The 13,755-nt window shown below is 43.9% G+C and carries 8 protein-coding genes and 3 rRNA genes; 3 read left to right on the forward strand and 8 right to left on the reverse strand.

Going from position 1 to position 13,755, the window contains the following annotated elements; translation table 11 throughout:
* Positions 1 to 4: 4 nt before the first annotated feature.
* A complete protein-coding gene (locus tag ONT08_RS04300) occupies positions 5 to 451 on the forward strand; it encodes a hypothetical protein (protein ID WP_264959325.1) in 447 nt (148 codons plus the stop codon).
* A 258-nt stretch (positions 452 to 709) separates the two neighbouring features.
* Here ONT08_RS04300 and ONT08_RS04305 read toward each other — a convergent pair whose 3' ends face one another.
* The 6 genes from ONT08_RS04305 to ONT08_RS04330 all read right to left on the reverse strand — a co-directional run bounded on the left by ONT08_RS04305 (position 710) and on the right by ONT08_RS04330 (position 8,395).
* On the reverse strand, positions 710 to 2,083 hold the full coding sequence (locus tag ONT08_RS04305) for a tyrosine-type recombinase/integrase (protein ID WP_264959326.1): 1,374 nt from the start codon (positions 2,081 to 2,083) through the stop codon (positions 710 to 712).
* A gap of 326 nt (positions 2,084 to 2,409) precedes the next feature.
* Positions 2,410 to 2,631, reverse strand: coding sequence for a DUF2795 domain-containing protein (locus ONT08_RS04310; RefSeq protein WP_006848869.1), 222 nt, complete (start codon positions 2,629 to 2,631; stop codon positions 2,410 to 2,412).
* A gap of 93 nt (positions 2,632 to 2,724) precedes the next feature.
* Positions 2,725 to 3,207, reverse strand: a complete 483-nt coding sequence (locus ONT08_RS04315; protein ID WP_147330183.1) for a hypothetical protein — start codon at positions 3,205 to 3,207, stop codon at positions 2,725 to 2,727.
* Positions 3,208 to 3,334: 127 nt separating this feature from the next.
* A 5S ribosomal RNA gene (gene rrf, locus ONT08_RS04320) occupies positions 3,335 to 3,447 on the reverse strand.
* Positions 3,448 to 3,553: 106 nt separating this feature from the next.
* Positions 3,554 to 6,451: ribosomal RNA gene (locus ONT08_RS04325) — 23S ribosomal RNA — on the reverse strand.
* Positions 6,452 to 6,863: 412 nt separating this feature from the next.
* Positions 6,864 to 8,395, reverse strand: a 16S ribosomal RNA gene (locus tag ONT08_RS04330).
* Together the 16S, 23S and 5S rRNA genes form the textbook arrangement of a ribosomal RNA operon.
* A 1,258-nt stretch (positions 8,396 to 9,653) precedes the next feature.
* On the opposite strand from ONT08_RS04330, the gene ONT08_RS04335 reads away from it, so the two are divergent.
* Together ONT08_RS04335 and ONT08_RS04340 are read left to right on the forward strand one after the other, a co-directional pair.
* Positions 9,654 to 9,971 (forward strand): hypothetical protein, encoded by a 318-nt coding sequence (locus ONT08_RS04335; RefSeq protein ID WP_264959327.1) that lies wholly within the window; start codon positions 9,654 to 9,656, stop codon positions 9,969 to 9,971.
* A gap of 122 nt (positions 9,972 to 10,093) precedes the next feature.
* The gene (locus tag ONT08_RS04340) at positions 10,094 to 10,852 is read left to right on the forward strand and encodes a Bax inhibitor-1/YccA family protein (RefSeq protein WP_228114366.1); all 759 of its coding nucleotides are present in this window, start codon (positions 10,094 to 10,096) and stop codon (positions 10,850 to 10,852) included.
* 284 nt (positions 10,853 to 11,136) lie between these two features.
* On the opposite strand, the gene ONT08_RS04345 is transcribed toward ONT08_RS04340, so the two are convergent.
* Together ONT08_RS04345 and ONT08_RS04350 are read right to left on the reverse strand one after the other, a co-directional pair.
* The gene (locus ONT08_RS04345; protein ID WP_118201623.1) at positions 11,137 to 12,156 is read right to left on the reverse strand and encodes a helix-turn-helix domain-containing protein; all 1,020 of its coding nucleotides are present in this window, start codon (positions 12,154 to 12,156) and stop codon (positions 11,137 to 11,139) included.
* Positions 12,157 to 12,285: 129 nt separating this feature from the next.
* Positions 12,286 to 13,614 (reverse strand): inositol-3-phosphate synthase, encoded by a 1,329-nt coding sequence (locus tag ONT08_RS04350; RefSeq protein WP_264959328.1) that lies wholly within the window; start codon positions 13,612 to 13,614, stop codon positions 12,286 to 12,288.
* Between the last annotated feature and the right edge of the window lie 141 nt (positions 13,615 to 13,755).

The raw sequence follows: 13,755 nt of genomic DNA on the forward strand, positions 1-13,755 counted from the left end.
AAATATGGAGAAAGAGTTAGAAGATTTCATAGCATCACAAATGCATAATATAAAAGTACGCTACCACATTGTGGGAAAACAAGAAGAGTTGCAAGAGATATATGACCTCTATCAGACTTTCATACAGAAAGAACGCCCTGCTATGGAAGAAGACGAGGCCGATGATTGGGAAGGAAACATCATCTTAGCTCTTGGTGTGGACTATGGGACTTGCAATCTCTGTGGTAATATCAAGAAATGCGAACTTTCAGAAGGCTTTCTCTATATAGAAGCGGAAGAACTCGCATTGATTACTGACTTCCGCGTTCTTCTCAAAAATCGTTTCAAGGATTTGGAAATCTATTTCGCTACAGAAGATCCAGAAAACGAAACATATGTGACTAATGATGCAGATGGCAAGTATTTTCACGACCTGCCTGATGATCATTTCATAGCTCCATTAGATTATTGACGTATGGGACCAAAAACATTTCTAGCAGCTCTAATGTGCCTAATCATCGTAGCCCTCATGTGCTCACCCATTTTCCTCGTATGGCACGGTTTTACTATGGGCGGTTCAGTAATAGTCAGAATAGCATTTATCGTGATAGGGCTCATTCTATTGCGTTTATTCAAGCCAATTTCTAATCTTACTGGCAAGGACTACAAGATATTCTGATAGTTTCGACTATAAATGCTACAAATTTGATCGAAGGTGGTATCACTCTGTTTAGCGTGATACCACCTTCTTTTGTTTGGCATTCATATCAGGAATGAAGCAGAAGCCAAGTTTGCTTACTACAGTCGCAAGGTTGTCTGGCAAGAATTCTGCATAAACTCGCTCTGTGACGCCTGTTGAAGCGTGACCTAACAATCTGCTTATCTCACTGATTTCAGCTCCGTGTGCAAGCGCTAAAACTGCCCAAGTGTGTCTTGATACATGGAAAGTCAAGTCTTGATTCCATTTTAAATCATGAGATATACAGCGAAGCGAAGTATTGATGGTATTATTCCAGGAATTTCTACGACGGTATATCGCCTCATGGTCATTTATATAGAAGTTCTCTGGCAATAGATCAAAAACAAAGACTTTGTTTCTACCCTTCCATTTTTCAAGAATACGAATGAGTGGTTCACTCAAAGGTATGGTGTTTCGGTTTCTCGTCTTGACTTGTATTTTACTGATGAAATTCTTGTTGAAATCAATGTCTTTCCATCGGAGCGTCATCACATCAACCATTCGCATACCGCAAGCATGGAAGGCAAACAGCCACATCTCCAAAAACTCTTTTCGTCGAGGTTGTTCGATGGTATTATAAACGGAAACTAACTCAGCAAGTCTCTCTTCAGTGAGATACTTGATATTCCTCTCTTCTTCATCAAGCCGGTCCTCTTCTTTCATATACAAGTCCTGGAGAGAAGCATTAAGCTGATGAGAGATATAACCTAACTGACAAGCATATTCACACGCCTGAAGAATCGGACATAGAGTCTTGTTGACTGTTGTTGCTTTCTTTTTTGCCAAGAGTCGATACTTACGGAAGTCAAGCAATAAGTCTTCACTAATATCTGAGACATAAATGAATTCCTTATGCTCACCATGTGTACCTTTGTGTTCAAGCAACAGGTATTCCTCAAACTGATTGAGATATGAAATACCATTCTTGCAAGTACTGAAACCTATCTTACCTTTCTCATAACGTTTTTCCATCAACTCTTTAGCAAACTCTATGAAGTCTTTTCCTTCATCAGGTCGCAAAGCATTATCATTGTCTTCGAGAAAAGATCGAATCACATCACAAGTAATATGTTGATGCATTTCATAATACTTATGTATCTTCACATCTATGTCTTCGATACGCTTATGAAGAGCATGATTATAATACTTATAGTCAATATCAGTCGTGGCACGTATTTCACCAATACCGCAATAGCCTTTCTCATTCCATTCCTTTACTGACACACTTATACCAGTTGATTTACGAATAGAATTAGCATGCCAATTGTATTCTATATACAATGGATACTTTTTACCAGACTGCACCATCTTTGGTATACGCAGTCTCAATCGTCCTTTCGGATAAAGTCTTGAAATTCTTCCCATATTAAAATACCTTTTTATTAATTATGGCACTATGTACGCAAAGATAGTAGAAAAGTTTATCATATCACTCCTTTTTTATAAACTTCAGATGATTTTAGTATGAAGTAAGGAGAATAATAAGAGAAGAAAAGATGAAATTAACCGATCAGAAAAGAAAGAATTTCAGGATATACCGATTATTGATCATTTAATTATGTAAAATAAGGCCATTAGAACGGTAAAATTGGCGGTAAAAGACGGCAAAAAGCCATATAGGAATTTCCGAAGAAATCACCTATATGGCTCATTTCCATTATCTTATACTGATAATCGTAATCGATGAACGATTAATACTCGTCATCATTCCACAAGAAGTCATCCTTTGAAGGATAATCAGGCCAGATGTCTTCGATGCTTTCGTAAACATCGCCTTCGTCTTCTATCTCCTGCAAATTCTCTAGAACTTCTAGAGGCGCACCAGAGCGAGTTGCATAGTCAATCAACTCTTCTTTAGTTGCAGGCCATGGTGCATCTTCAAGCTTTGAAGCCAATTCAAGTGTCCAATACATAGCTCTATAATTTAACGTTTCTATTATTTTGGCTGCAAAAGTAATACTTTTATTTTAAATTCCAAATATTTATGGAACAAATTTACGCACAAATCAATAATTTACATTAAAATTCTGCTTATATTTGGTTTTATCGAAGAAAACTATACCGCAATCAACCAAATTAAAGGTCAAAATCGTACGATTATCTGTTACAAGTCGGAGCCATACTTTCCCATATTCTGCATCAAGATTGATGTCTGTAACTACTAAAACCGTATCATCAGACACATTCCAGAGAAACTGCTGGAAATCCTCTCTCTTTAGCAGGGAAGATGCAGAGAGTTCTACTACATTAGGATAAACAGTTCTGATGCGGAAGAGAAGACGTTTCTGTTTGGAGGCATCTTGGGGATAGGAGGAGGAGATTTCAGAATGAGTCTGACAATAGATTCTGAGAAATCCCTTTTCGTTAACCACCTTGCGCAGGAAAGAATAGGCTGTAGGTGATTGTACTCCGAATCCTCGGGTACGAGGCATCCGTAGCATACGCTGACCTAAACTAGCAAACTTCTTTTTAATTCTTTTCCTATTCATGCTGCAAAGATAATAAAAATCTGCGAAATTCCAGACCGAACAGGTCTAAAATCTGTGAGCATCTGTGAAATCTGTGGGAAAACAAAAAAGCCTCAGAAATCTTTCGAAATCTGAGGCTCTTGATAAAAGGAGGCGGCTACCTACTCTCCCGCATTGCATTGCAGTACCATCGGCGCAAGTGAGCTTAACTTCTCTGTTCGGAATGGGAAGAGGTGGGACCTCACCGCAATAACCACCTGATAATGGGTTATGACGTATTTGCACACAAGCAAACTGTTTATCAAGTAAAGAACCACCGTCCCTCTCGATTTTATCGAGAGTCAACAGCTGAAACTATGAACTTTCCTAAAGAAAGTGTTCGGGCAATTAGTAATGCTCGGCTTTGACATCGCTGTCTTTACACCTGCATCCTATCAACGTCATCGTCTCTGACGACCCTCAATGGAGTTCTCATCTTGCGGCTGGCTTCGCACTTAGATGCTTTCAGCGCTTATCCAATCCAGACTCAGATACCCAGCGGTGCGCCTGGCGGCACAACTGGTAAACCGGAGGTCTGTCCATCACGGTCCTCTCGTACTAGTGACGGCACCACTCAAAACTCCCACGCCCACGATAGATAGAGACCGAACTGTCTCACGACGTTCTGAACCCAGCTCGCGTGCCACTTTAATGGGCGAACAGCCCAACCCTTGGGACCTTCTCCAGCCCCAGGATGTGACGAGCCGACATCGAGGTGCCAAACCACCCCGTCGATATGAGCTCTTGGGGGGGATCAGCCTGTTATCCCCGGAGTACCTTTTATCCTTTGAGCGACGGAGTTTCCATACACATCCGCCGGATCACTATGCCCCAGTTTCCTGCCTGCTCGGCATGTCTGCCTCCCAGTCAAGCGCCCTTATGCCATTGCACTCTTTGAGGTCGGTTACCAATCGACCCGAGGGCACCTTTGGAAGCCTCCGTTACGCTTTTGGAGGCGACCACCCCAGTCAAACTACCCACCAAGCAGTGTCCGCGCAACTGCGCGTTAGACCTCAGACAGCCAAAGGGCCGTATTTCAAGGATGGCTCCACGAAAGCTGGCGCTCCCGCTTCGAAGCCTCCGGCCTATCCTACACATCGGATGACCAAGGTCAATGCTAAGCTGTAGTAAAGGTTCACGGGGTCTTTTCGTCCCATCGCGGGTAATCGGCATCTTCACCGATACTACAATTTCACTGAGCTCATGGTTGAGACAGCGTCCGGATCATTACACCATTCGTGCAGGTCGGAACTTACCCGACAAGGAATTTCGCTACCTTAGGACCGTTATAGTTACGGCCGCCGTTTACCGGGGCTTCAATTCAATGCTTCCTCTTGCGAGTGACATCTCCTCTTAACCTTCCGGCACCGGGCAGGTGTCAGGCTGTATACGTCATCTTTCGAGTTTGCACAGCCCTGTGTTTTTGTTAAACAGTTGCCTGGACCTATTCTCTGCGCCTCGCTCATCACGAGGACCCTTTATCCCGAAGTTACAGGGTCAATTTGCCTAGTTCCTTAACCATGAATCTCTCAACGCCTTAGTATGTTCTACCCGACCACGTGTGTCCGTTTGCGGTACGGGTGCCGCATGGGTTAAGCTTAGCGGATTTTCTCGGGAGTATGATTACCCACACTATCAGATTCCTCCGAGGAGGACTCCGTACTGTCAGGTTCAGCTCGGATGGTGGATTTGCCTGCCATCCTCAACGCCTACACCCTTCAACGGGGACTTCCGTCGCCCCGCGGTGGTTTCACTGCTCCGTCTCCACGTCGCCCCATGCGGCAGTGACGGAATATTAACCGTCTCTGCCATCGCCATCGCCGTTCGGCTTAGACTTAGGACCCGACTGACCCCGGGCTGATTGGCATTGCCCGGGAAACCTTGGTCTTACAGCGGGAGGGAATCTAACCCTCCTTATCGTTACTTATTCCTACATTTGCTTTACTCACCGCTCCAGGATAACTTACGTACACCATTCGACGCTGTGAGTATGCTCCCCTACCGATACTTTTAAAATTGCTATCCCGCGCCTTCGGTGTCTGCCTTATACCCGATTATTATCCATGCCCGGACCCTCGACTAGTGAGCTGTTACGCACTCTTTGAATGAATGGCTGCTTCCAAGCCAACATCCTAGCTGTCATAGGGACCAGACTTCGTTAGACTAACTCAGGCAGAACTCCGGGACCTTAGACGGCGGTCTGGATTCTTCTCCTCTCGGGGACGGACCTTAGCACCCGCCCCCTTACTGCCGGACTGCAGACCGTGAGCATTCGGAGTTCGTCAGGACTCGATAGGCGGTGAAGCCCTCTTGTCCTATCGGTCGCTCTACCTCTCACGGTGACCATCCGACGCGGCACCTAAATGCCTTTCGGGGAGTACGAGCTATCTCCAAGTTTGATTGGCCTTTCACTCCTACACTCGGCTCATCCAGAAGCTTTTCAACGCTTATTGGTGCGGACCTCCATCCCGTGTTACCGGGACTTCATCCTGGCCAAGTGTAGATCACTTGGTTTCGCGTCTACCCCCACTGACTGTGCGCCCTCTTCAGGCTCGCTTTCACTGCGGCTACGTGTCTCATGACACTCAACCTCGCCAGTGACGGTAACTCGTAGGATCATTATGCAAAAGGCACGCCGTCACACATTGCTGTGCTCCGACCGCTTGTAGGCGTATGGTTTCAGGAACTATTTCACTCCCCTGCTCGGGGTTCTTTTCACCTTTCCTTCACAGTACTCGTTCGCTATCGGTCTCACGGGAGTATTTAGCCTTACCGGATGGTCCCGGCAGATTCGCGCAGGATTCCTCGTGTCCCGCGTTACTCAGGATACCGCTATGCCTGATCTGGCTTCGTGTACAGGATTATCACCTTCTGTGATGTAACTTTCCAGATACTTCCACTCACCATTTCAGTACAATGTCGCGGTCCTACAACCCCAGCCACGCCTTGCGACGCCACTGGTTTGGGCTGTTCCCCGTTCGCTCGCCACTACTGGGGGAATCATTCATTTATTTTCTCTTCCTGCAGGTACTAAGATGTTTCAGTTCCCTGCGTTAGCTCTCTTACACTGGTAAGAGTAACCGTCCTTCAGACGGCTAGGTTGTCCCATTCGGAAATCTCCGGATCAAGGGTTATTTGCACCTACCCGAAGCTTATCGCAGCTTATCACGTCCTTCATCGCCTCCGTGAGCCTAGGCATCCGCCATACGCCCTTTCTTACTTTCTTTACGACTGTATTCTTGTTACTCGTTTCCGAATAACGAATAAGTAGCTCATACTTTCAGCTGTATTCTAACAAAGTGAAATCTCATCTTGCGATTTGATTTACTTTAGTCTGAACTAAAGTTCATTACTTACAGTTTTGCTTGTGTCAATATGTCAAAGATCTTTTTAAGTGAAGAGTGAAGAATTCACTTGTCTTACTCAACCTTAGAGTGGAGATTGTGGAGTTGAACCATTTTGCTTGAGCCATCCCTATATATATAATGTATAAGGAATCCCAGTCTCCTATTTAATTAAACAGATGGTGCGTACAAGAAGAGAAGCGAACTTTAATCAGTCACTATCTCAATAAATATAAGTGAAGGGATAATCAATAATAATTAATCACTAATCACTAAATATATTCGTCTCTCCAGAAAGGAGGTGTTCCAGCCGCACCTTCCGGTACGGCTACCTTGTTACGACTTAGCCCCAATTACCAGTTTCGCCCTAGGCCGCTCCTTACGGTCACGGACTTTAGGCGCCCCCGGCTTTCATGGCTTGACGGGCGGTGTGTACAAGGCCCGGGAACGTATTCACCGCGCCATGGCTGATGCGCGATTACTAGCGAATCCAGCTTCGTGGGGTCGGGTTGCAGACCCCAGTCCGAACTGAGACAGGCTTTAAGGATTTGATCCGTTTTGCAAGGGACCGTCTCTCTGTACCTGCCATTGTAACACGTGTGTAGCCCCGGACGTAAGGGCCGTGCTGATTTGACGTCATCCCCACCTTCCTCACACCTTACGGTGGCAGTGTCCCCAGAGTGCCCAGCTTAACCTGATGGCAACTAAGGAGAGGGGTTGCGCTCGTTATGGCACTTAAGCCGACACCTCACGGCACGAGCTGACGACAACCATGCAGCACCTTCACAGAGGCCCCGAAGGGCGTCATTGTCTCCAAATCCTTCCTCTGCAATTCAAGCCCGGGTAAGGTTCCTCGCGTATCATCGAATTAAACCACATGTTCCTCCGCTTGTGCGGGCCCCCGTCAATTCCTTTGAGTTTCACCGTTGCCGGCGTACTCCCCAGGTGGGATGCTTAATGCTTTCGCTTGGCCGCTGACCTATTCAGGCCAACAGCGGGCATCCATCGTTTACCGTGCGGACTACCAGGGTATCTAATCCTGTTCGATACCCGCACTTTCGAGCTTCAGCGTCAGTTGCGCTCCAGTGAGCTGCCTTCGCAATCGGAGTTCTTCGTGATATCTAAGCATTTCACCGCTACACCACGAATTCCGCCCACTTTGTGCGTACTCAAGGAAACCAGTTCGCGCTGCAGTGCAGACGTTGAGCGTCTACATTTCACAACACGCTTAATCTCCGGCCTACGCTCCCTTTAAACCCAATAAATCCGGATAACGCCCGGACCTTCCGTATTACCGCGGCTGCTGGCACGGAATTAGCCGGTCCTTATTCATAAGGTACATGCAAAAAGTCTCACGAGACTCACTTTATTCCCTTATAAAAGCAGTTTACAACCCATAGGGCCGTCTTCCTGCACGCTACTTGGCTGGTTCAGACTCTCGTCCATTGACCAATATTCCTCACTGCTGCCTCCCGTAGGAGTTTGGACCGTGTCTCAGTTCCAATGTGGGGGACCTTCCTCTCAGAACCCCTACTGATCGTCGCCTTGGTGGGCCGTTACCCCGCCAACAAGCTAATCAGACGCATCCCCATCCATCACCGATAAATCTTTAATCTCTTTCAGATGTCTTCTAGAGACGTCATTGGGTATTAGTCTTACTTTCGCAAGGTTATCCCCAAGTGATGGGCAGGTTGGATACGCGTTACTCACCCGTGCGCCGGTCGACGCCTATCGGAAGCAAGCTTCCAATATCGTTTCCCCTCGACTTGCATGTGTTAAGCCTGTAGCTAGCGTTCATCCTGAGCCAGGATCAAACTCTCCATTGTAAAATATCATTTTTACTTCATTTCTTCCGAAGAAGAAAGTCGGTGTTTGTTGTCTGTACTTAGGACGAATATCCTTTTTCGTTTATTGAAGCTTAGTAAACCTGACTTGTCAATTGCTTGACGGTTCGTTTCTTTTACCCAGTCAACTTTCTTATTTCTAAGAAGTTAACCGCTTCTTGTACTACTTGTCTGTTTATGTAAAATCTTTCAAAGAACTCTTTCTTTTGTTGCTAAGAGAAAGTGTATTTCTCAAAAGCGAGTGCAAAAGTACTAACTATTTTTCATTCCACCAAATCTTTTCGCAAAAAAGTTGCTTTTTCAGTTAGTTTTTAACATCTATAAAGACTTTATACAAGAGATTTTAGCTGCTTACATTATTGTATATATGCGCTTGCCTATGCACACACTTAGGCGTATACGCAAGCGTATACTATAATAATTGTTAATGATTGAACATTCGCAAGTTTGCACCACACGCTCTGAAAGGGCGTGTGGGACGAAACTTGAAGAAAAATTGCTAATGATTTCACATTAATTCACGTTTAGAAGTTTACGCTTACCCATAGCCATTAACTTTATTTCGCTGATAATATTTTAACGGATTATACATCAGGGATACCGATTAGGCTGGGATTTTAGGAGTTTCTGCAGAAAGAAATCATAAAAAAAAGAGGACTCTCTAAAAAAGATACCCATTTCGGAATCGAAAATAAACGCTTAAAATATGTAAAAACGGAGTGGATTCTTAAAATATGTTTATAAAAAAGCAAGAAACACCCTTCACCACCCTTCACCTATAACTATTTGACACATAAAACGTTAAATAAAAAGGTGAAGGGTGAAGGTTTGAAAACTCTTTTTTATATATACGCGCGGCAAGGGAAAATTAAAGGGGTACCCTAGGGTCAAAAATCGGAAAAACCCTAAAAAAGAATATAATATAAGATTTAAAATATACCCTTCACCCTTCACCTCGTTGCCACAACCCAGTTTCAATATCTTCGTCATCGGAGTACCTACATTTGTCATCTTGGTTTATCCTTCGGAGATATTCTGCTATCTTTCGGAGATATTTTCTTATCCTTCGGAGATATTTTGCTATCTTTCGGAGTTATGTTCTTATCCTTCGGAGATATTCTGCCGAATGATTCCATGATTTTTTCGCACTTTATTTCCCGAATCCACGCAAATCGCACAAATCGCATAGGTAGAAAACGGAAAAGACGTATCTTTGCATTCGAAATAAAACGAATAGCGTATGAGACTGGTAGAAGAAAGAGAAGATAAGAGATTAAGATGGCAATGGCAGATCAATTTCAACCGCAAGGAGACTGACATGAAGTCAGACATCACCATCATTCCTAGCGGCAACTATCATATCCTGATAAAGGGTCTGGAACAGAACGACATCATCAGAATATACGGAGCCTCAGGTGTCCTGGCGCTTCAGAAACAGGCAAAATCTGATACAGAACAGCTTCGCACACCAATAAATGGGACTGTAGCCGTAGAGGTAACACGAGGCGGAAAACAGATAGCCGTAAAGAAGATAGCCCTTAAACAAAGGAATGAATGACGTAAAATTACGGAATAAATGTTAATAAAGCGCAGAGATTATCGTTCGTTTCAATAATTGGCATTATCTTTGCGCTTATTATATTATTCAATAGACCATAAATAACAAAAGAAAATAGAATTATGACAGAAAAGGAAATGTACAATCTGATAAATAGTCAGAACAACCAGCAGAGCAATGGCTTTGCTGTTAATGAGAAAGAGCGAGGTATAAGCGGTGTTTTCTCTGCTTTGATGCGCAAAGTGTATACATGGATGACCTTAGCTCTCCTGATTACGGGCGTTACTGCCTATGGTGTGGCTAGCAGTCCTACCCTGCTGATGACCTTGATGACAAGCCGCGGCTTGCTCTTTGGCCTGATTATCGCAGAGCTCGCCCTGGTATTCATCATTACCGGTGCCCTACAGAGACTCTCCCTGACTACGGCCACCCTACTCTTCATCGTCTACTCGGTTTTGAATGGTGCCATGCTTTCATCCGTATTCGTAGTTTATACGATGACCAGTATTGCCAAGGTATTTTTTATTACAGCCGGCACATTCGGAGCGATGGCTTTCTATGGTTACACTACCAAGAAGGACTTGACCTCTTTAGGAAAAATACTCTTCATGGCGCTGATAGGCCTGATTATCGCTACCATAGTAAACATGTTCCTGAAGAGTTCGGGATTTGATTACATTTTGAGTTACGCAGGTGTAGCCATCTTCGTTGGCTTGACCGCTTGGGACAGTCAGAAAATCAAGCAGATGCTCCAGACACAATACGACATGAGCGAAGGCGCACAGAAACTGGCACTCATCGGAGCCTTGACTCTGTATCTCGACTTTATCAATCTCTTCCTCTACTTGCTCCGCATCTTCGGAGGCAGTAACAAGGAATAATGAAAACGAGAACCGGGAATAAAGTAAAAAACAAAAAGAATAACATACATAACGAGAAAGGTTGGCTTGCCCTCAACGGGTTGGCCAACCTTTATTTTTTATTCCTAGAAAAAGTAAATGCTAGAGTTATATTCTCTTCAAAAAGTTCTATGGTGCAAAGATAGAAAAAAAATTGAGAACCATGGTTTCAAAATAGCAAAAATTAGTTTCAAATGGACAAAAAGTGTCTTTTGACATTTTTCAGTGTAACACTGACTTTTCAGAACAACCTACACATCAACAACTTACACATTTGTCCTATATTTATTAGGAGAGCAACCAAAAGAGGCAAAAAATACTCTTCTGAACGTAGAAATAGAATTAAATCCCGATTTGATGGCGATTTCCGGCAAAGGATAGTTCGTTGACTTCAACAAATTCTCAGCATACTGTATACGATAAGTATTCACATAATCATAAAACGTCTGCCCATTCTGCCGGTTAAAATAGCGACTCAGATAAGTACGGTTCGTACCTACAGCCAGTGCCACATCAGACAATTTCAGTTTCGGATTGAGATAGATTTTATCTTCCTCGAACAACCGCTGCACCTCAGCAGCCATCCCCGAAACATCTACTTCGTTCTGCTCTAACGGTACAATTTCAACATCGCTCAACTCTTCTATCACTGACTCATGCCTATAAACAAAATAATCTATCAGCATCCAGAGTATCAGAGAACTTACCATATAGATATTGTCGTAATCCACATTAATAACGAAACAGCTCAGCGTCCATAAAAACAGAATCAGGAAGAAGGTATTGAGAATGGCAAGAAGCCAATTCAGATTAATATTTTCCTGATAAGAAAAGCGCTCTTTCAGCTGGCGATGATACCTCCGAATCATAAAGATAAGCAATATAAAGGTAGAGCATCCATAAATGGCTCCCCAGACAGAAAGCACATAAAACCAGATGATATTATGGGTAAAAATATAGAACACCGGCAACAAGAGGAAAGGCAATTCCAGCATCAAAGCTTTCACCCATCTGAACCAGCCCGGCTTCACCAGTTCCATCAACACAAAGCTGTAGAACGGAATAATCATCATATCCAACGAAGACGTAAGATACCACGCATGCTCATTGTCAAAACCATAAATCAGAAAGAAAACCATGTCCTTTAACAACTGTAGGTCGACCACAATCATGAGCCACATAATCATCCGAAAGAGCATCTCCTTTCCTTTTCTCCAAAACAGGAAAGCCATCATGGAGAAGAACATCATGCTCATACCATAAATAAAACTCGTTACCGAATCCATGTCTACTTTCTATATAAATAAACAAAAAGGCACACCTATGGAGAGATATTCTAACATTCCAAAGGTGTGCCATGATATAAATTAATGCCTTATATATAATAAGGTGTAATATTAAATGAAATAACCTAATTAGTCGATTTCCTCATCGGCTTCGTAACCACCCATCTCACGGATAGCATTCTTCAGCATCGTATACTGCTGGTAGAGATGGTTTACAGGCTCTTCACCCTTAGTATAATCGTGCATAGGTGCCTTGAGGAAGAAACTCAAGAAACGCTGGATTCCGAAACGGCCTGCACGAGCAGCAAGATCGCTCAACAATGTAAGGTCGAGCAGCAATGGAGCAGCAAGGATAGAGTCGCGGCAGAGGAAGTTTATCTTAATCTGCATTGGGTAACCCATCCAGCCGAAGATATCGATATTATCCCAACCCTCCTTGTTATCGTTGCGAGGTGGATAATAGTTGATACGTACCTTGTGATAGTACTGAGTATCTTCGTCGTTACCATGACCATAGAGATCTGGCTGAGCTTCTGGTTTCAGGATTGTCTCAAGAGTAGAGAGTTTACTTACCTCCTTGGTATGGAAATTAGCTGGTTCATCGAGAACGAGACCATCACGGTTGCCGAGAATATTGGTAGAGAACCAGCCATTCAAGCCGAGACAACGGGTACCGATGATAGGAGCGAAACCACTCTTGACAAGAGTCTGACCTGTCTTGAAGTCCTTACCGGCGATAGGCATCTTGGTCTTCTCTGCGAGTTCCCACATAGCAGGAATATCAACAGTTGTATTAGGAGCACCCATGATGAAAGGAGCACCCTCTGTCAAAGCAGCATAAGCGTAGCACATGGATGGAGCTACATGCTGGCGGTCGTCAGCCTTCATTGCAGCCTCAAGTGCTGCCAATGCACCATGAATCTCCATATCTACAGGAACGTAGATTTCAGTAGATGCTGCCCAGATAACAACGATACGGGCACAACCGTTCTTCTCCTTGAAGTCGCGGATATCCTGACGAAGAGCCTCTACCATCTCCCAGCGGGTCTTGCAATCCTTCACATTGCCGCCATCAAGACGCTTTGCATAGTTCTTGTCGAATGCAGCCTTCATTGGTACTACCTTCTCCAACTCCTCGCGTACAGGGTTGATATCTTTTTCCTTCAATACCTCAGCATACATAGCTGCCTGATAAGCATTCTGCGGATAAACATCCCAAGTACCGAATACGATATCATTAAGGTCAGCAAGTGGAACGATGTCCTTATAGTGCAAATATTTCTTGTCTGCACCCTTGCCAACACGAATTTTGTCGTACTGAGTCATTGAACCTACTGGCTTCGCAAGTCCCTTACGAGTCATGAAAACACCGGTCATGAAGGTAGTAGCTACTGCGCCACAACCAACAACCAAGATTCCCAGCTTACCTTCTGCTGGTTTAACATTCATTTTTTCCATCTTCTAAAGGTTTATTTTTATCAAGTTGATTATAATCAAAGAATTGTGTCTGCAAAGATAACAAAAACTAATTGAACCGATGCGGTTTTCGTAGTCTTTCTTTCAATAATTTACAATAATTAGCTTAAAATAGACAAAAAA

It is taken from the genome of Segatella copri (assembly GCF_026015465.1).
Classification (GTDB): domain Bacteria; phylum Bacteroidota; class Bacteroidia; order Bacteroidales; family Bacteroidaceae; genus Prevotella; species Prevotella copri_E.